Origin of the sequence: Pseudobacillus sp. FSL P4-0506 (assembly GCF_038003025.1) — a bacterium.
In the GTDB taxonomy this organism is placed as follows: Bacteria; Bacillota; Bacilli; order Bacillales; family Domibacillaceae; genus Pseudobacillus.
Map to the genome: position 1 here is coordinate 1,305,555 of NZ_JBBOOI010000001.1, position 21,935 is coordinate 1,327,489.

The 21,935-nt window shown below is 41.4% G+C and carries 25 protein-coding genes; 16 read left to right on the forward strand and 9 right to left on the reverse strand.

Annotated features, from left to right (window positions below; genetic code table 11):
* Nucleotides 1-2: 2 nt before the first annotated feature.
* Together MKZ02_RS06290 and MKZ02_RS06295 are read left to right on the forward strand one after the other, a co-directional pair.
* Nucleotides 3-1,097 carry a GerAB/ArcD/ProY family transporter gene (locus MKZ02_RS06290; RefSeq protein WP_340852524.1) on the forward strand — a complete coding sequence of 365 codons (1,095 nt, stop codon included), beginning with the start codon at nt 3-5 and terminating at the stop codon, nt 1,095-1,097.
* A complete protein-coding gene (locus MKZ02_RS06295; RefSeq protein WP_340852526.1) occupies nt 1,094-2,203 on the forward strand; it encodes a Ger(x)C family spore germination protein in 1,110 nt (369 codons plus the stop codon). Before MKZ02_RS06290 ends, MKZ02_RS06295 begins: the two co-directional genes overlap by 4 nt.
* A gap of 43 nt (nt 2,204-2,246) precedes the next feature.
* On the opposite strand, the gene MKZ02_RS06300 is transcribed toward MKZ02_RS06295, so the two are convergent.
* Nucleotides 2,247-2,693 (reverse strand): universal stress protein, encoded by a 447-nt coding sequence (locus MKZ02_RS06300; protein WP_340852528.1) that lies wholly within the window; start codon nt 2,691-2,693, stop codon nt 2,247-2,249.
* Between the two features lie 375 nt (nt 2,694-3,068).
* Nucleotides 3,069-4,106, reverse strand: a complete 1,038-nt coding sequence (locus MKZ02_RS06305) for a YeiH family protein (RefSeq protein ID WP_340856340.1) — start codon at nt 4,104-4,106, stop codon at nt 3,069-3,071.
* 133 nt (nt 4,107-4,239) lie between these two features.
* Between MKZ02_RS06305 and MKZ02_RS06310 the strand changes: the two genes are divergently transcribed.
* Entirely contained in the window at nt 4,240-5,145 is a 906-nt protein-coding gene (locus MKZ02_RS06310) for a LysR family transcriptional regulator (protein WP_340852529.1), read from the forward strand.
* A gap of 68 nt (nt 5,146-5,213) precedes the next feature.
* Here the strand turns inward: MKZ02_RS06310 and MKZ02_RS06315 are convergent, their stop codons facing one another.
* The gene (locus MKZ02_RS06315) at nt 5,214-5,756 is read right to left on the reverse strand and encodes a recombinase family protein (protein WP_120034478.1); all 543 of its coding nucleotides are present in this window, start codon (nt 5,754-5,756) and stop codon (nt 5,214-5,216) included.
* A 231-nt stretch (nt 5,757-5,987) separates the two neighbouring features.
* Between MKZ02_RS06315 and MKZ02_RS06320 the strand changes: the two genes are divergently transcribed.
* The 9 genes from MKZ02_RS06320 to MKZ02_RS06360 all read left to right on the forward strand — a co-directional run bounded on the left by MKZ02_RS06320 (nt 5,988) and on the right by MKZ02_RS06360 (nt 14,073).
* Nucleotides 5,988-7,445, forward strand: a complete 1,458-nt coding sequence (locus MKZ02_RS06320; protein ID WP_340852530.1) for a SulP family inorganic anion transporter — start codon at nt 5,988-5,990, stop codon at nt 7,443-7,445.
* Nucleotides 7,446-7,466: 21 nt separating this feature from the next.
* Nucleotides 7,467-7,886, forward strand: coding sequence for a universal stress protein (locus MKZ02_RS06325; RefSeq protein WP_340852532.1), 420 nt, complete (start codon nt 7,467-7,469; stop codon nt 7,884-7,886).
* 265 nt (nt 7,887-8,151) lie between these two features.
* Nucleotides 8,152-8,475, forward strand: coding sequence for a YnfA family protein (locus MKZ02_RS06330; RefSeq protein ID WP_120034472.1), 324 nt, complete (start codon nt 8,152-8,154; stop codon nt 8,473-8,475).
* A gap of 83 nt (nt 8,476-8,558) precedes the next feature.
* Nucleotides 8,559-8,696 (forward strand): YfhE family protein, encoded by a 138-nt coding sequence (locus MKZ02_RS06335; RefSeq protein WP_259455603.1) that lies wholly within the window; start codon nt 8,559-8,561, stop codon nt 8,694-8,696.
* Nucleotides 8,697-8,932: 236 nt separating this feature from the next.
* Nucleotides 8,933-9,676, forward strand: a complete 744-nt coding sequence (locus tag MKZ02_RS06340; RefSeq protein ID WP_340852535.1) for a sensor histidine kinase — start codon at nt 8,933-8,935, stop codon at nt 9,674-9,676.
* Complete coding sequence (locus MKZ02_RS06345) at nt 9,673-10,374, forward strand: response regulator transcription factor (RefSeq protein ID WP_120034468.1); 702 nt, start codon at nt 9,673-9,675, stop codon at nt 10,372-10,374. Before MKZ02_RS06340 ends, MKZ02_RS06345 begins: the two co-directional genes overlap by 4 nt.
* On the forward strand, nt 10,367-11,722 hold the full coding sequence (locus MKZ02_RS06350; protein WP_340852536.1) for a hypothetical protein: 1,356 nt from the start codon (nt 10,367-10,369) through the stop codon (nt 11,720-11,722). The genes MKZ02_RS06345 and MKZ02_RS06350 overlap by 8 nt, the downstream gene beginning before the upstream one ends.
* Before the next feature lie 71 nt (nt 11,723-11,793).
* A complete protein-coding gene (locus MKZ02_RS06355) occupies nt 11,794-12,708 on the forward strand; it encodes an acetamidase/formamidase family protein (RefSeq protein ID WP_406910133.1) in 915 nt (304 codons plus the stop codon).
* Between the two features lie 3 nt (nt 12,709-12,711).
* Nucleotides 12,712-14,073, forward strand: coding sequence for an APC family permease (locus tag MKZ02_RS06360; protein ID WP_340852538.1), 1,362 nt, complete (start codon nt 12,712-12,714; stop codon nt 14,071-14,073).
* 68 nt (nt 14,074-14,141) lie between these two features.
* On the opposite strand, the gene MKZ02_RS06365 is transcribed toward MKZ02_RS06360, so the two are convergent.
* Nucleotides 14,142-15,035, reverse strand: coding sequence for an alpha/beta fold hydrolase (locus tag MKZ02_RS06365; RefSeq protein WP_340852539.1), 894 nt, complete (start codon nt 15,033-15,035; stop codon nt 14,142-14,144).
* A gap of 86 nt (nt 15,036-15,121) precedes the next feature.
* Nucleotides 15,122-16,000 carry an alpha/beta fold hydrolase gene (locus MKZ02_RS06370; RefSeq protein WP_120034449.1) on the reverse strand — a complete coding sequence of 293 codons (879 nt, stop codon included), beginning with the start codon at nt 15,998-16,000 and terminating at the stop codon, nt 15,122-15,124.
* A 117-nt stretch (nt 16,001-16,117) separates the two neighbouring features.
* On the opposite strand from MKZ02_RS06370, the gene MKZ02_RS06375 reads away from it, so the two are divergent.
* A complete protein-coding gene (locus tag MKZ02_RS06375; protein ID WP_120034446.1) occupies nt 16,118-16,495 on the forward strand; it encodes a hypothetical protein in 378 nt (125 codons plus the stop codon).
* 284 nt (nt 16,496-16,779) lie between these two features.
* On the opposite strand, the gene MKZ02_RS06380 is transcribed toward MKZ02_RS06375, so the two are convergent.
* Nucleotides 16,780-17,238: an OsmC family protein gene (locus MKZ02_RS06380; protein ID WP_340852540.1), complete on the reverse strand. Its 459-nt coding sequence runs from the start codon at nt 17,236-17,238 to the stop codon at nt 16,780-16,782.
* Nucleotides 17,239-17,781: 543 nt separating this feature from the next.
* On the opposite strand from MKZ02_RS06380, the gene MKZ02_RS06385 reads away from it, so the two are divergent.
* Entirely contained in the window at nt 17,782-17,916 is a 135-nt protein-coding gene (locus tag MKZ02_RS06385; RefSeq protein ID WP_120034442.1) for an FbpB family small basic protein, read from the forward strand.
* A gap of 21 nt (nt 17,917-17,937) precedes the next feature.
* On the opposite strand, the gene MKZ02_RS06390 is transcribed toward MKZ02_RS06385, so the two are convergent.
* Nucleotides 17,938-18,390 (reverse strand): nucleoside deaminase, encoded by a 453-nt coding sequence (locus MKZ02_RS06390; RefSeq protein ID WP_340852541.1) that lies wholly within the window; start codon nt 18,388-18,390, stop codon nt 17,938-17,940.
* 175 nt (nt 18,391-18,565) lie between these two features.
* Between MKZ02_RS06390 and MKZ02_RS06395 the strand changes: the two genes are divergently transcribed.
* On the forward strand, nt 18,566-19,852 hold the full coding sequence (locus MKZ02_RS06395; RefSeq protein WP_120034438.1) for a LysM peptidoglycan-binding domain-containing protein: 1,287 nt from the start codon (nt 18,566-18,568) through the stop codon (nt 19,850-19,852).
* 50 nt (nt 19,853-19,902) lie between these two features.
* Here MKZ02_RS06395 and MKZ02_RS06400 read toward each other — a convergent pair whose 3' ends face one another.
* The gene (locus MKZ02_RS06400) at nt 19,903-20,529 is read right to left on the reverse strand and encodes an FMN-dependent NADH-azoreductase (protein ID WP_120034436.1); all 627 of its coding nucleotides are present in this window, start codon (nt 20,527-20,529) and stop codon (nt 19,903-19,905) included.
* 216 nt (nt 20,530-20,745) lie between these two features.
* Entirely contained in the window at nt 20,746-20,964 is a 219-nt protein-coding gene (locus MKZ02_RS06405; protein ID WP_120034434.1) for a hypothetical protein, read from the reverse strand.
* Nucleotides 20,965-21,129: 165 nt separating this feature from the next.
* On the opposite strand from MKZ02_RS06405, the gene MKZ02_RS06410 reads away from it, so the two are divergent.
* Nucleotides 21,130-21,933, forward strand: coding sequence for a formate/nitrite transporter family protein (locus tag MKZ02_RS06410; protein ID WP_340852543.1), 804 nt, complete (start codon nt 21,130-21,132; stop codon nt 21,931-21,933).
* The last annotated feature ends 2 nt before the right edge of the window (nt 21,934-21,935 follow it).

The window sequence follows — 21,935 nt, forward strand, 5'->3', positions numbered from 1 at the left end:
ATATGAATCGTTATTTTTATTACTTGCTTGCTGTTAATATGGTTGCTCATATTATTACTTCTGTCCCGATGGTACTTTTCGAGGCAAGAAAGGAAGGAGCCATCGTGTCGATGATTCTTTCTCTCGGTGCAGGAAGCTTGGTTATGTACTGGATGACGAGGATATTTAATCGCTTTCCCGGTAAAGGCTATCCCGAGTTGTTAAAAGAATACACTAGTAAATGGATTGCCAAGCCTCTTCTCTTCTGTACGGTGCTCGTCTGGTTTACAGCGGGTTTAATTACCCTTATTACTTATTCGCAATTGCTAAAGCGATTTTTAAACCCCGACATGCCAATTATGGGTATCATTTCCATGATGTTGGTGTTTGTTTCCTTCGGTATATTGATGAATTCCAAAAGCGTGTTGTATACCGTGGAGGTTGTCTTTCTTATCAGCATTCCCTTTACGATTTTTATTTTTGCGAAAATGTATGTAGATAAAGGGATGAATTGGGACTTCGTGAGAGAAGCGATGATGTATATCGAACATATGCCAGATTACCCGGCATTTGCTGCGGCTGTATATGTAGTTTTAGGACCGGCGAATTTAATTATTTTCAATCGGGTGTTTACTAATAAACAAACGATGTCGTGGAAGCAACTGCTGGTTATAGTCATAACCGGAATATTCGCTTTGTTTACTTCTTATTTCATTCCAATTGGATTCCAGGGGTTCAAGAATATTGATCTTCTTGTCCATCCCTGGTTCCTTACAGCTGACTCTATTCGGATGAAGTTTGGATTTATCGAGCGCGTTCTTTTTATGTTCGCCCTATTAAGCTTATCGATTGCCTTTTTAAGCATACTCATTCATTGGCATGTCGCCATAGAGTTACTCAAAAATATTATTTGGTTTAAGAAATTGCAATGGAAAGGTTACAATCTTACTCCTTGGCTGTTTGTGGCTGTTTTTTGGGTTTGCAGTCTGATTGTTATTCCTTATTTAACGGAATTCCAACTGTATACGTATACAGAATACGCGCTTGACTTGGTCTTTCCTTTTATCTTTGTCCTATTGCTTAGTCTTCTGTGGATAAGAAGGAGGGCGAAGGCATGAGCAGAAAAACACTTTTTCTTGTTATTTCTATGCTTGCCTGTCTGGCAATCTTATCGGGGTGTGGATTTAAAGACATTGATAAGAGGGGGTTTGTTGTTGCGGTTGGTGTAGATGGGACAAAAGACAAAAAGAAACCCTATCGTATTACCTTAAAGTTAGTAGTGCCGACAGGAGCATTCAAGCAAGCTCCAAAACCAACGTATGATTATTTGTCTATCGAGTCCGCTACTCTGGCAGAAGGGGTTCGAATGTTAAAAACACATACCGATAAAGAATTGGACTTTTCGCATGCAAAAGTAATTCTCTTAGGAAAAAACATCCTTGAACATGACGCGAGACAAACATTTGATATTTTCTTAAGAAGAAGAGATTTTCAGGGAATTGCCTGGGTAGCGGTCGGCGACCCTTCAGCGGAAAAAGTTTTAAAAACAAATCCGACTACTGACGTGCCGGGCTCCAACGCCTTGTTCAACATCTTCTCTGATGAAGGGACAGAAAGCGTCTATATTGTGACAACCTACGTGTACGACTTTGCCCGCCGGCTATTTGAGACTGGTCTTGATCCGATTTTGCCGATTATTCGAGCAACAGATAAGGGGCAAGAATATCGAACGAACGAGACCATTGTTTTCAAGGAGGGCAGGAAAAAGGTAAAGTTAACCCCAGAAAAAACGAAATACTACAACCTTATATCGGGCAGGGAGGAAAGGGCAGACATTGTTGTAAAAAAGAAGGGAGTGCATATTACGATTGCAGCTGGCAAAGTACAGGCAAAGTATAAAATACTGACACCCGCCAATCAAGCACCTGTTTTAAAAATGACCGTGGATATTGACGGGATCATAGAAGAATCACAACATCCCGTACCGCCTGAAAAGCTAAGCCTTTACAGTAAATACGCGAGCGAGGCAGTGAAGAGGCGAGCGCTTCATCTCCTGGAATTCTTGCAAGAAAATGAGGTGGATCCTTTAGGATTTGGTCTTCGTTATAAGGCTACAAGGCTTCATAACCGAGATCTTGAAGCAGAATGGCAACGGATTTATCCGCGGCTAAAATTTGATGTAGAGGCTAAAGTGACGATAAAAAGCACCGGGGTTATTAAATAAAAATCCAGCCAGGAAAACGTGTGGCTGGATTTTTCATTTAGTGTTAATGTACGTCGTTACTGCGAATGATAAGAACGTCACATTTAGCTGTGCGGGTAATACGCTCAGAAACACTCCCGAGGAAAAGACGTTCTACTCCGTGAATGCCGGTTGCTCCACAAATAATCAAATCCGCTTCCACCTGATCGGCAATCTGATTTGGAATCAATGACTTTGGCGAGCCGACTTCCATTACTGTATAAACTTTCGGAGCGCCTGCTGCTTCTGCTGCTTGCTTGCACCTAGCGAGAAGCTCCTGCCCTTGTTTTTCATTATAATCAGGAATAGAAGCATGGGCCAGTGCTTCCACTGAAGCGAAATAGCCATTATCAACAATATGTACAATATGAAGGGAGGACTCGTTACGCTTGGCAATTTCTATCGCTTTTTGAAGCCCTTGTTCTGCTTCATCCGAACCGTCTACTGCAATTAAAATATTTTTATAATTCATCGTTATTCTTCCTCCTTTTCTTTATTGTACCTAATCGATGGAAGAGAATCAGTAGAAAATAGACAAGATTTGCGAATAATTTCCAAACAAATAGAAAATATATAGCATTTCAGAGCATTTTGAATGAAATTGTTCAATCAGTCAGCAAGCATAAGAGATCCATTTTAAGAAATATGAATAAAAGCCTTTTTAGTGACGGGGTTAGCGGAAGAACATCTGCGGGTTAGTATAGAAATTGCCCTGGGCGAGTCAGTTTTTCGTACAGGGCAGTTTCTGAGTGAGAATAAGCTGTTAGCTAAAGAAGCAGAATAAACTGCATCATGTGATGAATGAAAAAAGATACAGATGACGAATATACGAACATGAGCGGCTTCACTAAATGATAAAGTAAGCAAGGATGGATAAGCAAATAGAGGTAAGGACCATAGCGATTAAAGGCCTGAACGCTTTTGTACGTAAGTCCCGCAGATTCACATTTAACCCGAGACCCACCATAGCTGCTGTCAGAAGCCAAGTTGTCATATTAGCTACTCCGTTCATTGTCTCGTCTGAAACGTGAATAGAGTGGCCGAGAATATAGCTCCCAAAAAGGCTCATCACAAGAAATCCAATTAAAAACCACGGGAATTCCACTTTTGCTTCGGAGTGATTCTCCGCTGATTTGCGCTTCATCAAATACATAGCAATAAAGCATAACGGAACGAGTAGAAAGACACGCCCCAATTTGGCGAGCAAGGCCATAGCTAACCCTTCTTGGCCGGCCAGTGCTCCTGCTAAGGCTACATGGGCAATTTCATGCAGGCTGATGCCTGACCAGATGCCATAGTCAACCGCTGATAAAGGAAGAAACGGCCGTAAGATGGTATAGGCAATAGCAAATATTGTGCCGACCAATGCAATGATTCCGACACTAATGGCCGTATCGTCATCGTCTGATTTGACGATAGGAGCCACCGCTGCAATAGCAGCTGCTCCGCAAACACCCGTACCGACACCGAGAAGGAGAGAAATCATTTGATCAGCTTTAAGCAATTTAGCGATTCCTAACGTTAAGAAGATAGCAAAAATGATGACTCCCGCATCCCGTACGAGCAGCCCAAGACCCTCATGCAGAACCATACTAATATTTAGTTTCAATCCATATAAAATAATTGCCAGTCTTAGCAGTCTTTTAGAGGAGAAAGCAATACCGGAACGAATGACTTCTGGATATCCGAGTAATTGCCGATACGCAACAGCAATTATGATAGCGCAGGCTAACTGGCCGACATGATCAAACCCAGGCACCTGAGCTAATAAGTATCCCAGCAAAGCAATCAGAAACGTAAAGGAGATCCCGCCGATCCATGGAAGAAGAAAAGCTGTCTTGCCCTTTGGCTGGACAAGCTTTTTTTTGAGTTGAACATTCTGCATAGACATTTCAATCCCTCCACAAAAATAGATTGTAATTTTATCTTAAAGGATGATTTGCTATAAGAAAAATAAATCATTATGATAGTGATAATAAGCAAAATGCATAATAAAATGAGAAAGGAGAAACATATGTATGGATCAACTTTTGCTTGTTTTTATTACAGTGGCAGAAAAAAAGAATTTTTCTCGGGCAGCAGAGGAATTGCATATGACGCAGCCAGCGATCAGCCAGTGCATCCAAGCGCTTGAGCGTGCAGTTGGATCGCGGCTGTTAGATCGCACGAATAAATATGTCCGCTTAAATAAAGCAGGGGAGATCGTTTACCATCACGCGAAGGAAATCACAGGGTTATATACTAAAATGAAGTGTTTAGTAGACGATTTAACGAACAAGGCAAGCGGGGAGTTATCGATAGGGGCCAGTTATTCATTTGGTGAATATGTGCTGCCTCATATTATTGCTTATTTGAGTAAGTATTATCCGCTCATTAAGCCAGCTATTAAGATTGGCAATACAAAGGAAATTGAACATTTAGTCGCCAGGCATCAATTAGATGTTGGGATTGTAGAAGGAGAATTCAAGCATGAAAGGCTGAATTTTGAACCATTCGCTGAAGACAAAATGTATGTGGTGGCCGCTGCTCAACATAAACTCGCTCGTAGAAAGTCCATTAAGCTGGCCGAGTTAGAGAAGGAGACATGGATTGTTCGAGAAAAGGGATCAGGTACACGGGAAGCAACAGAAAAAATGTTTCAGCTATTTGAACAACCGCCTGAACAATTAATGGAGTTTGGCAGCACACAAATTATAAAAGAATCCGTTGAAGCCGGTTTGGGCATCTCATTGTTGTCACAATGGGCAATCAGAAAAGAAGCAATGGCTGGTTCACTTGTCATTTTAAAAGTAAAAGAAGCGCCGGTAAAAAGAAAATTTTCCTTAGTGACAACAACGGACCCATTCCAGCCGAAGGTCGTTGAAATCTTGAGCCAGTTGCTACGAGAGGATTTAGCCAATGCTATCCCAAAGGTAGAGATATAACCATTCGAATAGGGGAAAAGGGCGGCCGTCTTATTGTTTGGGCCGCCCTTTTGAGGATAGGAAAGCCGCTAGCTTTCCAAGTATCGATATAATGTGGATTTGCTAATCCCTGTTTCTTCCTTTATATCACTTAGGCTATATTTTTTGCTTTGATACATTCGGATAGCCTTCTTGACATTTTCATCCGGCTTTCTCGGTCTCCCGGTTGCAATCCCTTTTTGCCTCGCTTCATGGACACCGCTTTTAGTCTTTTCGCTTATCACATCACTTTGAAACTCAACAAGGTGCTTAACAATATCACTGAACCGGTAGCCGCTTTCGTGGCTAGTATCAATTTCCTCTTTTAGTGATTGAATAAATGCTCCCTTCATCTCCAATGTCTCCAAGAGCTCAACTAAATGGCGAGTGGAGTCAGCTAATGCAAAAAGTTTTGCCACGATAATTTTATCTCCGGGATGAAGTTCCTTAATCATCTGCTCAAGGGCCTTTCTCTTTTTGGCAGATGAATGTTCTTCTTTAATGATTTTTTCACATGACCAGTCTGCTAAAAGCTGTGCTTGGCTGTCGCAATTTTGATCTTCATAATATGGCCTCATATATCCGATTAACATAACGATTCCCCTAACTAGTGTAAAAGTTTCAGGCTGTTTACCTGAGAGTATGTAAAGTAACTTTTGCCTGCATTTTTACTTCCTCTATAACCAGGTTGGTGTGCAAAAAAAGGCACCAAAAGGGTTCCTTTTTGGGAAGAAAGATGATAGACTGTTTTTTGTTCCTATCGGCCCGGCTTTCATGAGAGTGAAAAGCCAAAACATCCTACTATAAATGAGGGGTAAAACAAGATGATAGAAAAAATAAAAAAAGATTGGTTTTCTAATATAAGAGCAGATGTTCTTGCCGGTATCGTTGTGGCATTAGCGCTTATTCCAGAGGCGATTGCTTTCTCCATTATCGCTGGAGTGGATCCGATGATAGGACTATATGCTTCCTTTACGATGGCTGTTGTTATCTCATTTGCTGGCGGCCGTCCGGCTATGATTTCAGCAGCAACTGGGGCCATGGCGCTATTAATGGGGCCGCTCGTGAGAGAATACGGGCTTAATTATTTGCTGGCCGCCACGATTTTGACAGGTATCATTCAGATATTATTTGGTGTATTTAAAATCGCGAGGCTCATGAAGTTTATTCCACGAGCCGTGATGATCGGATTTGTTAATGCGCTGGCTATTTTAATTTTTATGGCCCAAGTGCCGAATTTCATTGGCATTTCAACTCTAACGTATATTTTTGTTGCTATTACTTTAGTTATTGTGTATGTTGTTCCTCGATTTGTCAAAATCATTCCGGCACCATTAATCGCGATCCTCGTTTTGACGGTGGCAGCTATTTATACACAAGCAGATGTGCGAACAGTAGGAGACTTGGGAAACATTAGTCAACAACTGCCGCAGTTTCTCATTCCAGATGTGCCTTTCACATTTGAAACATTCGCTATTATCTTTCCTTATTCTATTGCTCTTGCCATCGTTGGCCTACTCGAATCATTGTTAACTGCTTCGATTGTTGATGATATGACAGGAACCGAAAGCAGCAAAAATCGGGAAGCGAGAGGCCAGGGAGTAGCCAATATTGTAACAGGCTTCTTTGGCGGAATGGCTGGCTGTGCGATGATTGGCCAGTCTGTTATCAATGTCAAATCAGGCGGCCGCGGCCGGTTATCTACTTTAGTGGCAGGATCATTTTTAATGTTTCTAATTATAGTATTAGGGGATCTTGTTGTACAGATTCCGATGCCGGTCCTTGTGGGAATTATGATTATGGTATCTGTCGGAACGTTTGATTGGTCATCGTTCTCTTACTTAAGGAAAGCACCGAAAACAGATGCAGTTGTGATGCTCGTCACTGTGGCGATTGTTGTTACAACTCATGACTTATCTAAGGGAGTAATTGCTGGAGTGATCTTAAGCGCAATCTTTTTTACAGCTAAAATCTCTAAAATAAAAATCAATAAACAAGCAGAAAAAGAGCATACATTGTTTACAGTGGAAGGTCAATTATTCTTTGCCTCTGCGGATAACTTTGTAGATATTTTTGATTTTACGGTGGAGAATAAAAAGATTGTCATTGATTTTTCAGGTGCTCATATTTGGGATGACTCCGCCGTTGGAGCAATTGATAAGGTCATGATGAAATACAATGAGAGAAATAATAAAGTGGCGATTAAAGGATTGAACTCGTCCAGTCAAAGAATCGTTGACAAGCTAGCTGTACACAAAAACGCTAGATTAATGCCTCATTAATTTAGCGAATGAGGTGACAATATGTATAAAAAGATTTTACTAGCTGCAGATGGGTCAGAGAATTCCCTGCGAGCAGCGCGGGAAGCTGCTACAATTGCTTTCCTCGTAAAAGATTGCAAAATTGAGGTTGTTTATGTGGCTGACTATTCAAAATCAAAAAGCGCTATCCTTCATTCCCAAGGAAAAGAAGAGCTGGAGCTCTCCCGGCGGGAAAAGCTTCGTCAGGTGGAAAAAGAATTACAATCACAGCATATAGCGTATGAAGTGAAAATTTTGCATGGAGAGCCAGGACCCGTTATTGTTGAATATGCAAATAAAGAGAACTTTGACCTCGTCATTATTGGCAGCCGCGGGCTTAATTCATTCCAAGAGATGGTGTTAGGTAGCGTCAGTCATAAAGTCATGAAAAGAGTAAATTGCCCGGCATTAATCGTCAAATAGTTTCCCTGTTTAAACAGCTTGCTTGAAGAGTGGCTATTCTCCAAGCAAGCTATTTTATTTGCATAAAAGAGAAAGAAGAGTAACGAATGAAAAAGTGAAGCATTGTACATAGAAGTATATTGTTATAAGCTAATGAGAAAATTGGTAGCCTGTTAAAAAGCCGCTGGTTTGAAGGGGGCAAGCGAAAAAATTGGAGAGAATCAAGCGAGTGGAAAATAATCTGGACTTAACATTATAGATACCTATTCGAGAAGGAGTTATGTAAGTGATAAAAGCAATAGTTTTATTTATTTTAGCAGGTGTAGCTGAAATCGGGGGAGGATATTTAATATGGCAGTGGCTGCGCGAAGGGCGTCCAGGATGGTTCGGTTTTCTCGGGGGAACAGCGCTGTTTTTATATGGAATAATTGCGACTTGGCAACTGTTTCCTAGCTTCGGTCGAGTATATGCTGCCTATGGTGGAATATTTGTGGTATTAAGTCTGTTATGGGGCTGGTGGATAGATAAGAAAACGCCGGATTCCTTTGATTGGATTGGCGGTTTGATTTGCCTAGCGGGTGTAATTGTAATTTTATGGCCGCGTGGCTGACACAAACCGTTCGTTTAAAGCACCTCTCCTCTGGGAACAGTAATGAATAGAACATGACCTAAAAGAGGAAGGGAGAATAAACAGTGGCTAGAAAAGAACCGCATGAGAAAATGACGGATAAAAGCAATGGGCTAAGCAACACACAAGAGGTGCTGTACCAGAGTGAATTTAACCGTGCAGACGCTGCAAACAAAGAGAAAAATAAGAAAAATAAGAAGTAAAACGAGTGGAGCTGTTTTGAAAGTCAGTGTGATGCTGATCTTCGAAACAGCTCTTTATTTGTGATAGCTCCCTTGCGCTACGTTCGTTTGAATGTAAGAGCGCCATAAATTTTTCAAGGGGAAGCGATCTTAAGCTCTGATGGCTTCAAAAATTATTCATAGAAGGGGCTCTAGAAAAAGTGTTAAACTAAATTAAAACGTTACTAAACAGGAAATTAAAAATGGAGGGCTTCAAGGTGAGCTCATTGCTATTCACTTCCATCGTCTTTCTTTGCCTCGGGTTGCCCATTGCCAGCCTTGTTATTTTACTTTTACTTGGATTTTTTGAGAGGGAATTTGACTATTTACAGCTGGAGAATAAACAGATTCGTATGGAGAAGGAACTGCAAAGCATGGAATATTTGCAGTTGAGCCAGCAAATTCAGCCTCACTTTCTGTTCAACTCTTTGAATGCGATGTTGTCGCTCGGGCGTTTAGGACGAACAAAAGATATAGTGGAGGCGATGGAGCAATTTTCTCAATTTTTGCGCTACAAATATATCGAGAAAGATGCGCTCGTCTCATTTGAAAAGGAACTAGAATACACCAATCACTATTTGTCTGTACAGAAGATTAGATTTGGTGAAAAGTTAAGTGTTGAATTTGATCTTGATGACCGGGCCTTGCCAACTTATCTTCCGCCCTATATGCTGCAAACATTTGTAGAAAATGCTTTTAAACATGGCCTTGAAAAAAAGGCAGGGGAGAAGACATTGTTGATTCGCTTAAAAAGAGAAGGAAGCTGGGTCGTCCTAACGGTCATAGATAATGGCCCAGAAACGATGGTAAAGACCCATGAACAGAAAGGAATCGGCTTGGATAATATAAGGAAGCGCCTTCGCTTATTATTTGATTTACATACAGATGTCAACATAAGGAGATATCAAGACAGAACCGTTGTGACTGCGCAGTGGCCATATACACCAGGGGGGAGAGCATGAACATATTACTGGTAGATGATGAACCGTTAGAATTAGAGCAATTGGCGTTTCTCATTGGTGAAAGGTATCCGCTATGGTCGGTTTTTACAGCAGAAGACGCCGCTCAAGCGAGGAAAGTTTTAATCAGCCAATCTATCCATTTGGCTTTAGTCGATATTCATATGCCGGGAGAATCAGGACTTGATCTTTGCGCATATATACGCAACGAACACGAGGCTGAATGCATATTAATCACAGCATTCCAAGAGTTTGATTATGCTAAGCAGGCGATCCGCTTGCAGGTGCTTGACTATATTGTTAAACCAGTGATCAGCAAAGAGCTTTATCATGTGTTGGATGCTTTCAAAGAAAAGCACCGTTACCTAGAAGGTTCACCGCCCATCCAAGAAGCGCTCGCTATTATTCATCAACATTATCAGACCAAGTTAAATTTATCTGAGTTGGCAGAGAGGATTCATGTAGCGCCAACCTACTTAAGTCGTAAATTCTCCGAAGAGCTAGGTGTCAGCTTTCAGGAATATCTGGTCAAGTATCGAATTGAAAAAGCCAAAAAGCTTTTAAAAGAGGAGCCTCATTGGAGCATGAGTAAAATTGCAGAAGAGACCGGGTTTTCGAGCCAAAACCACTTCAATTATACATTTAAAAAACTCGTCCATTTTTCGCCGAGGCAATACAAGGAGAGTTTGATCGATGATTGACTGGTATGTCATCTTATTTTTAGGGACAGCTATTGTGATGGCTAACATTGATCGGGTAGCTGAACATCAAAGTGCATGGGATTACCTTTCTACGGGGAAAGCTCTTGGCATTCAAAAAGGCACGGTTTTACTGTGGCTTTCTTTTTTTAGTAGCTGGGCTGTATGGTTGCCGATCTTTCTTACTTATCATTTTGGGATATTTATCGGGATAGCTCTTCTTGCAGGAACAATAATAGCCCTGTACTTCTTTTTAAAAGAGATAATAAAAAGAATTAGCCACCAGCTTGACCACAAATCAGGAATTTTGTCTTACTATCAAAAAAAGTTTTCTGCAAATGGGTATCGTTTCTTTCTATTATTAATGGTTATCGCAAATTTAGAAGGGGCGTTGCTGGAGCCAGCATTTGCAAATATTCTGCTGAATGAAGGCTTCGGGAAGAATGCTTTTTTCTTTATCATGTTGCTTTTTATGTTTGGCCTAATTATAGCAGGACTTGGCGGGATGACTACCATTTATAAGGCGGGAACGCAGCTTCTATGGATAAGCAGTGCATCGGTGATCCTTATTTCCCTGCTTCTTTACTTAGGGGAGGGCACAAATGCGATATTCAATGATTACAAAAGAGTGGCCCAATCATTGACCTATGAAAGAAAATGGCTATGGATAACAGCCTGTGTGATAGCTTTTGCCGGAAAGCTTTCTATGAACGTCTTCTTTTGGCAGGTTATTTCTTCAATTAAAGAGAAGCATTTAGCCTCCTCTATTAAGCTTTCCCTCTTTTGTTCAGCAGCTGTTCCTTTTTCGTTATGTTTGTATGCGGTTTATCTATTGGGAAAGGGGGTAACACCTACTTTTCCGGTGATTTTAAATAAGATAATGGAAGCTCACAATGAAGCCGCTTCTATACTGATGATTATTATTTGGCTAGTAGGTCTCGTACACTCTGTTGGTCTCTCTCTTTTCTCGGTGACAGCTATTTTTATTCATTGGATGGAAACGGCAGACAAACAGGTAACAACAAAGAAAATCTATTATTTTGCCATCGGGATAGCTGTTGCTTGTCTAAGTCTGCAAGTTCTCTTGCCAAGCTTCTTTTTTTGGTTTCTGTTCATGTATATCTTATTTTATTTATCTTTTTCTATCCCGCTATGGGCGTCTTTAAGAAAGAGCGGGCGTATAAATATCAGCGCTCCTTTGGCGATGGCTTTCATTTGGGCCGTAGGGGTTACTGTTTATACTCTGACGAAGAGTACGAGCCTTTCGCTTCAATGGGGGATTATTCTGGCCTTTACGTTGGGAGGAAGCATCTTTTTATCTAATTTTTCAGAAAAGGATAACTTTTCATAAAATATGGGCAAGATTTCGAAAATCAACCTCCTTCGCTTTTTTTATAATGAATAAAAAGGAGGATGACAATCGTGGCTGAAACACTTACACGTCAAAAGTATATTTATGAAATGAGTCATACACATGCGCCTGTTTTAAGAGTAGCCTCTGGCACAGAGGTAGTGATTGACACTTATGACTGTTTTCTTAATCAAATTACTTCTGCTGATACTGCATTCAATGCAATTGATTGGTCGCAAATTAATCCAGCGACAGGTCCTATTTATATAGAAGATGCAGAGCCGGGAGATATTTTGTCCGTGACAATCCATAAGATTGAGCTTGAAAAACAGGGAGTGATGGCAACGGGACCGCAATTAGGAACTATGGGTCACCGTATAGAAGAGTTTTCTGTGAAAGTGGTGCCGATTGAAAATGGAAAAGCCATTTTTAATAAAGATATAGCACTGCCTTTGAACCCGATGATTGGGGTCATCGGTGTGGCTCCTAAAGAGGGAGAGGTGCCCTGCGGAACACCAGGGGATCATGGAGGCAACATGGATACAACGTTAATCGCCGAGGGGGCAACGGTTTATTTTCCTGTTTTCCATCCAGGAGCTCTCTTTTCTTTGGGGGATGTCCATGCGGCTATGGGAGACGGAGAAGTTGGCGTATCAGGGATAGAAATTCCCGCAAAGGTCACAGTAACCTTACGAGTCATTAAAGGTTCATCGATCGAGACGCCCCTTGTTGAAAATGAGGAAGGAATTGCTTTTCTCGTTTCTAAAGAAACACTTGATGAAGCTGCTGATCAATCAGTAGAACACCTAGTTGATTATTTATTGCAACGTACAAGTATGAAGATTGACGAAGTGACGATGCTGTTAAGCGCGACTGGCCATGTGCAGGTAAGCCAGATTGTTGATCCGTTAAAAACAGCTCGTTGTTTTCTTTCTAAAGATATTTTGAAGAAGCTTGGCATCAAAGAAATTTTTCAGGAGGGATAAGGGATGGCACTTAAAGCGGCACAATCATCATTACCTCCAAACTCGGGTAAGCCAGGTCTGAAGCGTTCTTTGTCCTTTTGGGATTTATTGATTTACGGAATGGTTTTTATGGTCCCCATTGCGCCTTTTGGAATCTATGGTGTGGTGGCTCAAGGGTCGAATGGGATGGTGGCCCTTGCTTATCTAATCGGAATGGCTGGCATGATTTTTACTGCATTTAGTTATGCTCGCATGTCAGAAGCTTTTCCGATTGCCGGATCTGTCTATGCTTATGCCCAGCGAGGAATCAACGAATCGGTAGGATTTATCGCTGGCTGGCTCATTCTTCTAGATTACGTTTTCATTCCGTCTTTGCTCTATTTAGTCAGCGCAGCAGCCTTGAGCGATGTTGTTCCGCAAGTTCCGATGCTCGTATGGGTAGTAGCCTTTATTGCGATTAATACATTAATCAATATTTTAGGCATTGAATTCACCGCTAAGGCAAATAAAATTATTGTTGTGATTGAGTTGCTCATCTTAGCTATCTTTATCACAGTAGGTGTACTCGCTATTGTAAAAGGAGTCAACGGGGCGGAGTTCAACATTAAACCGCTTTACGATGAGAGTAAATTTAGTATGAGCGTAGTTATGGGGGCTGTTTCAATCGCCGTGTTGAGCTTTCTCGGCTTTGATGGTATTTCTACCCTTGCGGAAGAATCAAAAGAAGGAAGCAAGGCAATTGGCAAAGCATGTGTGTATGCTCTGTTAACCGTCGGCATTCTATTCATTATTCAAACATGGGTTGCAGCATTAATTTGGCCTGATTATGAAACATTTAAAAATCCGGACGTCGCTTTTTACCAAGTTGCCGAAGTTGTCGGCGGACCCTGGCTGAAAATGTTGACTTTGTTGGCCACAGTCTTTTCCTGGGGAATCGCCAATGCACTTGTGGCCCAAGCCGCCATTTCGCGCATTCTTTATAGCATGGCGCGTGACCGCAAGCTGCCGGTATTCTTAGCGAAAATTCACCCTAAATATAATACACCTTACACGAGCACCATAGTCATTGCAGTTATTTCTATTATTGTAACATTCTTTTTCTCTTCGCAGCTGGATAAGCTGGCGTCTGTAGTAAACTTTGGGGCATTGTCATCTTTCTTGTTTTTGCATCTATCTGTGATCAACTATTACATGGGTAAGCAGAAGAGCAGAGATTATGTGCGCCATCTAATTTTACCTTTGATTGGGTTCATTATTATTGGCTATGTGTGGTTCAATCTCGATCCGCTTTCCAAGCAACTTGGCTTTTCTTGGCTTGGCATCGGTATCCTTTATCTGCTTTTTTTAAAGATCAAGAAGAGAGACATGTCACTGGATATTGAATGATAAAACTAAGAAGGCAGCCTGAGAATGGGCTGCCTTCTTAGCTTATGGACGTAAGAATCAGTAGCACCTCAGTTCTCGACAGATGAATAGTGTGCAGCCAGAAAAGCGACGATATCACGGTTGATGATCTCAATATGTGAAGAGGAAGGGAAATGCCCCATATCATACGCCCGCCACTCCAGCAGGTTCCCAAAAAGGGGAACCGCTTTTTTTAATAAGGCATCCTCCGGGAAGAAAATATCAGTCTTTCCGGCAATCAGCAAAGTCGGAGAATGGTAATGCTTTAATTCACTTTTCGTTGTTAATTTTGGCATGTCCTGCTCAAGGGAAACATACTTAAAAATCATCCCAATGATCTTTCTATCCATTGCTTTCATGCTGCCCCAAGACATCGTATTGGCAATGGAGGCAAGGTGTTTTTTTGAACCGCTCATTTTGTAAAGAAGTAAAGGCATCATAATCTCTTTGATCATTTTTGTTTTTGAACCAAGGCTGATGCCTGCTGGAGCAGCAAGTATAGCACAGGCAATTCGTTGGGGACGAAAAGCTGCCAGCCGCAAAATAACCCCGCCCCCATATGAAGGGCCGATAAAGGCACAGCGCTCAATGTGGTAATGATCAAGAAGATCAGTGATCCACAACGCGAAGCTCTCATCTTTGGCTGATATCCTCGTTTCATCACTATAACCTGGATGTCCGATTGTATCGGGAGCATATACTTTATATTTACTGAGCAAGTGTTCAAACCAGGACAAGGTGACCGGGTTAATACAATTGCCACCTTGAAGGATAAATAATGGTTTTCCATCTTCTTTTCCCATCGTTAAGACATGTGTCCGGCCGAATCTTGTCGGCACATATTCTCTCTGTATTTTACAGCTGAATGATTGCAGGTACTCTTCATACTTTCCAAGAATAAGCTGTTTTCCTCGCTCACTCCTGTAGATGGATTTATTTTTCATGCATCCCGCCCCCTGTATAAAATAACTGTTTTGTAATCAGTATTTTAACAGAAAACACCATAAAAATATGAAAATCCAGGGAGGGATCAGTCGGTTAAATGGTAATGACGAACTAAAAAATCAGACATGTCCTTATTCATTCTCTCGATATGTTTTCTTGAAGGAAAATGTCCCATGTTGTAAGCTCGCCATTCAAGAAGGTCTCCAAAGAGAGGGGCTGCCCTCTGAAATAGCTTATTCTCAGGAAAGAAAACATCCTGCATGCCGGCAATCACCATTGTGGGTGAGTGATAACGTTGAAGTTCTTGTGTTGTCGTTAATTTGGGCAAATCATGCTCAAGCTTGACATGTTGAAAGATTGTGGCGATGATTTCTCTGTCTATCGTTTTCATTTCACCCGCAGACATGGCATCAGCCACCGCTTCAATTTGCTTCGTTGAATCGTTCAATTGGTAAAGTGTAAATGGAAGGAGCATTTTCTTTATCGTCCACCATTTAGAGAAAGGGCTGATCCCGGCCGGAACAACGAGGATAGCGCAGTTTATTTTCTCCGGATAAAAAGCGGCAAGCCGTAAAACGATGCCGCCTCCGTAAGACACACCGGCAAAGGCACAGGATTCAATCCCATAATAGTCCAACAAGTCGTTCGCCCATAAGGCAAAGCTGTCATCTTCAGGATTGATTCGTCTTTCATCGCTGAAACCGGGATGACCGACTGTATCCGGCGCATAAATTTTATAATCAGCAAACAATCCCTCAAACCAGGAAAGTGTCATTGGATTCAGGCAATTGGCGCCGTGGAAAATGAATAACGGTTTGCCGTCCTCTTTGCCGAGTTTCAATACATGTGTTCGTCCAAACCTTGTCTGTACGTATTCTCTTTCTACTTTATCTTTAAATAACCGCAAGTAATCCTCATATTGTTGCATTACGTGGTGTTTAATATGAGAGTGCTCATAAATCATGTGTCCGCCTCCTATCCGTCTTTCTTTTAGAATAGCCACACTTTGCAAGTGGTATAAGTTAACGCTTATGAATAGAAACCATTAGGGAAAGTTAAAGAAGAAAGAAAGGTGAGTCTCTTGAAAAAAATAGCTTATTCTCTGTCTTTGTTTGTTGTTATCTTCTTAGGCAGCAGCATGATGAATGTAACTGCTCAAGGCGTCAGTAATGAGGACATGGAGGAAGTGCTGGTTGCCCAATTTCATGCCCAAATATCGCAATCCATAAAAAGTGCCTACAATGTTAGGTTCCCGCAATTTGAACATGCACGTATTCTTTCAATAAAAAAAGCGGCTTTACCCGAGCCATCAGAAGAAATGAAGCCGGGGGTAGAGTATGAAATTATCCTCAAAGTAAAAGTGCTGAATGTTCCGAGAGAGACAAATTCACTTATTATTACCATTGATAACAGTCAGTCAAACGGGGAATTTATTGTGAAAGATGTAAAGAAGGAGTAAGCAAAGTGATCTCAACATATACGTGACGCATATTTGGAATCAACTGGTTCGCCCGTAAACGATAAAATTACAGCCATCATCGACAAAACTCTGCTCGCAACAGGCTTATGTCTGCTTATAAATAAGGCTCTGTTAAAGAGTTGGTTGTAGCGATAGACGGGTGAACCCGGCAATTCTGGTGAGACCCCGCAGGAGCGCATGCAACGAGGAGGCTTGGACCGCCCCCAGCAGACATCAACAACCGAGTATAACATAGTCTCATAAATAAAAAAACTGTCCGATAGCTAGCTATCGGACAGTCCCAATTCAATAGAGGGTTCCAGTTGGATATCAACATTTCCTTTAAGCGCTCGACTGATCATGCAAGATTTTTCCGCTTTTTCAGCAAGTTTTTTTGCTAATGACACCTCCCTGTCGGTAGCCTGGGAATTCAATACAATAATTGGACGATGAATGATTGTTTTGTAGGTAATGATCCCATTTATAACTTCCACTATGCCTTCCGACTCCATCGTCAAGCTGTCTTTTTCGAGATGGCTGCGCTCCATCATGGCAGCTAAGGTAATAATGTAGCAGGTAGCTGCAGCACCAAGCAGCATCTCATCCGGGTTTGTGCCGATACCGGGGCCGTCCATTTCGGGTGGAATGGATACTTTTGTTTGTAAATTGCCCGTTTCAATTTTGCCTACATCATTGCGCAGGCCGGGCCAGTGTGCTTTTAAATGAAAACTGTGTAATGTCATCGATTTTCTCTCCTTTTTTATAAGGTAAAATAACCACTCAAAGCCATTCAACCATTTCTTATTCTTTTATAAAATGGTGATTTGCATAAGCGGCAAAAGGTGTGTACAAACCTGGCTTTATTAAAGTACTTCGTTAAATTGGTCCGCTTGCTCGCAATGGCTGTTATTTTAGAAATTTTTCTTTTCTCAATTAGCGGTGATTTGGAAGAGTGAATGAAATCATCAACTATAACAATGTGAACAGCAAACGTGTGAAAAATAGTTAGGCTTCTTTTTTCTTGAAAAAGAGGTTCTTGTTTTTCTTTTGTTTAGTGAAAAAAAGAAATGGCCAAGAAGGCTCTTTTTCTTTAGGACAAAGCCTCTGTTTCGCAGGAAATAATTTTACATAAAAATCCTTCATATAATTGTCAAAATCCGAACGTTTATTAAGATGTGATGTGGTATATATTAAGGGTAGATGGAATTTTTCAGAAAATTCTATTACAAATAATTTTTCTAATTAAAGTTTATGGAGACAAATGACATATAAAGGAGTGTAAAATTATGCGCATCAAGCACAAGAAATCTCTTGAAGAGCTTATTCAAGAGAATAAGGAACAATTGCTTAATGATAAACAAGCGATTGAAAAGATTGAAAAGCGTATCGAAGAGCGCCATGAGTTAAAAAAGCTAGCTTAACAAAAGCTAGCTTTTTTTACTTTAGGAACGCTTTCCCCACAGTTCCATAGGATTGGCTTGTCCCTCATTAAGGGGCATGTGAACCATCGAAAGGGTTCGTTCTTCTCTCGATTTTTTTAAATCGTCATAAATCTTTCCAGAGGTGGTCAGTCCGACTGCTGCTGCTTCCTCAACAGCCGCGCAATAAAAAACTTCTTTAATGCCCGCAAAATACATAGCTGCAAAGCACATCGGACAAGGCTCCCCACTTGCGTATATCGTATAACCCGATAAGTCATTTGTCTGTAGCTGTTCTTGTGCACGCCGGATTGCCAGCATTTCCGCATGACCGCTCACATCATATTTTTTATGGAGTTCATTGACTCCCTCAGAGATGATGCTGCCGTCTTTCACGAGTACTGCTCCAAATGGCTGGCCACCGCTTTGAACATTTTCCACAGCTAATTCTAACGCTCGCTTCATAAATGAATCCAATCTAACAACCTCCTCTGAAAACTCTTCACCATCATTATAAGGCATTTATCATTATTTTTCCTAAATGGACCACAGTATACTAAGAGAGAAGAAGTGATTTTGCTGAATAATAGGCTTGAACGGCAAATATATTGGATTGTGAAGGAGTCTTTTATTCAGAAAGGCGGTGTTTATTGTGCAGATCCATGTTGTCCAGCAGGGCCAAAGTGTATACCGGATTGCTCAAATTTACGGAACTACTGTGCAAGCGATTGCTCAGGCAAATGAATTGCCTGATCCTTCACGTCTCGTTGTCGGGCAGGCATTGGTTATTCCGGTTACAGGGCGATACCATCGGGTAAGGCAAGGAGAGTCGCTCTCCGTCATCGCAAGAACGTATGGCACAACTGTTAGCGAGCTTGCGCGTGTTAATAATATATCCGTGTCCGCTCCTCTTCAGATAGGGCAACGTCTATATATCCCTCCCCGGCCGAAGTCTACAATTGATGTGCTGCTTTATGTTGAACCACAAGCATCGGTGAGCGAAGCGATCATCAATGAAGTGCGCAATCGAGTTGGCTCTTTAACATATCTCGCCATGTTCAGCTATCAGGTCAATCGCGACGGATCGCTCAATGCCCCTACAATTGACAACATCCCTGCCATTGCTCGCGCTGCAAGGACGATCAATGCAATGGTTATCAGTAATATAGAAGAGTTCCAGTTTAGTGCTGATCTCGCGCATGCTATATTTACGAATGATGCCGCTCAAAATCAGCTATTTGGAAATATTATCCAAGTGGCTAATGATGTTGGTTATGAAGACATCCATTTTGACTTTGAATTGATGAGGCCTGAAGATCGCGAACTGTATAATACATTTTTGCGAAAAGCGAGAGACAGGCTTCACGCGGCCGGTTTAATGATATCGGCCGCTGTTGCACCGAAAGCGAGCGATGTGACAACTGGGATTTACGGCGCTCATGACTATGAAGCCATTGGGCAAATTGTTGATTTTGTGGCTCTGATGACTTATGAATGGGGATACACGTACAGTGAACCGCAAGCGGTTAGCCCGATTGGGCCAGTTAGAAATGTTGTGCGCTATGCCGTGAGCGTTATTCCGAGGAATAAAATATTGTTGGGGCAAAATTTGTATGGCTATAATTGGGCAGCTCCTTATCCACCAGCAGGAGGTCCGCCAGCAAGAGCTGTCAGTCCCCAGCAGGCAATCGCCATCGCATTAAGGGAAAATGCTCAAATTCAATATGATTACCAGGCGCAAGCGCCTTTCTTTCAGTACATCGATGATGCCGGAGTACAGCATGAAGTATGGTTTGAAGATGCGCGCAGCATTCAGGCAAAATTTGACCTGATCAAGCAATTTGGCTTAAGGGGGATTATGTATTGGAAACTTGGTCTCTCTTTTCCACAAAATTGGCTGCTGTTGGAGGATAACTTTACTATTAGAAAAAGAGCATAAAGACGATCAGATAAGGGGCTTCCGACAGGAAAGCCCCTTGTGATGTTTATTTAAAATGTGTTGGCCGCTGTTGCGGCCTTCCTTACGCCTTCTTCAATAATTTCTTCGGCTCTGTCAGGGAATTGATTATGGCCTTCAACAATAACGGTTGTGATATCATTTACTCCCCAGAAGCCAAGAATGGTTCTTACATAATTCATGGACATTTCTGTTGCTTGTGCAGGTCCTTCAGAGTAAACACCACCACGTGCTTGCAGAAGGGCCACTTTTTTATCAGTGAGTAAACCAACTGGACCTTCAGGTGTATACTTGAACGTTTTGCCAGCTTGCGACAAATAATCTAAATACGTATGTAGCGCTGCAGGCACAGTAAAGTTCCAGAGTGGGAAGGCGATGACGACTTTGTCTGCTTCCAGAAATGGATTCAAGTATTTATTGACAGTAACGGTAGCTGCTTCTTCCTCAGTTGTTAATTCTAAGCCTTTTGCTAATTTAAACATGCCGTTAATCATATCTGTGCCATAGTACGGCAAGTTTTCTTGAAACAAATCAAGCTCAGTGATTTCATCGTGCGGATGAGTTTCTTTGTAGCTCTCAAGGAACGCATAATATAACTTTACACTTACAGACTGATCGATTGGTCGTGGATTAGCTTTGATAAATAAAACTTTAGACATGCAAATTCCTCCATAATATGTAATTTATTATATTTATAAGATAAGGCGGTATTGTAGTCATTGTCTTTACTAGTTTAAAGTAAGAAAAAAGTTATTGTCAATCATTGACCCTCCTGGCTTTTAATAAGGAAGCCTGATAGAAAGGAGGGGGATAAGCTGTCAACAGAGGCTGTCCGGCCTTTTTGCCTGACAGCCTTTCTTTCGTATGTTGACGATTTAAGGCAATGAATAAATTTCACTATTCGGCGCTTCCTCTATCTTTGATCTGATTAGTTTGCCTTCATGAACCAGTTTCTGTAATCCCTGTTCGACATCAGCAGGTTTTACGCCTAATATTTCTGCAACTTTTACTGTTGATATAGCCATATATTTCGGCTTCTTGGATGAAGATAAAATCATCCCCTTGACCCTCTCAAATAATGGATCTCTCTCCATGTCTAATGACCTCCTTACCATAGAGTCCTTTAAAGTATTTCTTATGTAAAAAGGTATCCTACCTTTCTTCTTTATATACCAAATCCATTAGAAGAAAATTTATTGTTGAAATCTCCATTATTAGGGAAGGTATATAAAAGAATGTCAGCAAAGGAGGAGAGAGAATTGGCTTATCACAGTCCACAGCAAATTGCACAACTAGCAGTAGAGACTGGAGCGAGAAAAGTTCATTTGCCACTTCACAGTATGTTGTTATTGGGTTTTTTGGGAGGAGCCTTTATCTCACTCGGCTATCTTTTAGATATACGAGTAGTTGCCAGTTTGCCTCACGAGTGGGGATCATTTTCAGCCTTTTTAGGCGCCGCTGTATTTCCTGTGGGATTAATGCTAATTATTATCGCGGGAGGAGAATTATTAACGGGGAACATGATGGCTGTTTCGATGGCCTGCTTAGCTAAGAGGGTTACTGCAGCTCAGCTTGCCAAAAACTGGTTTTGGATCACCATTAGCAATTTTATTGGAGCACTCTTCGTCGCTTATTTTTTCGGCCACGTAGCCGAACTGACGGCATCTGGCCCTTATCTCGAAAAAACGGTTGCAACAGCACAAGCTAAGCTGGAAGCTAATCCGCTGGCAGCGATATTTTCTGCTATCGGGTGTAACTGGCTCGTTGGATTGGCTGTTTGGATGGCCTATGGAGCAGAGGATATCGGTGGGAAAATATTAGCGATCTGGTTCCCTATTATGGCATTCGTTGCTATCGGGTTTCAGCACGTGGTCGCCAATATGTTTGTTATTCCTGCAGCTATCTTTGCAGGCTATTTTAATTGGGGAGATTATTTTTATAATTTTATTCTTGTATTTATTGGGAATGCTATAGGAGGAAGTCTATTTGTTTCAGCTTTTTATTGGATTGCTTACCGGCGGGAACTTGCGCCAGTCAGCAATACTGAAAGCAAGGAGGAATAAAG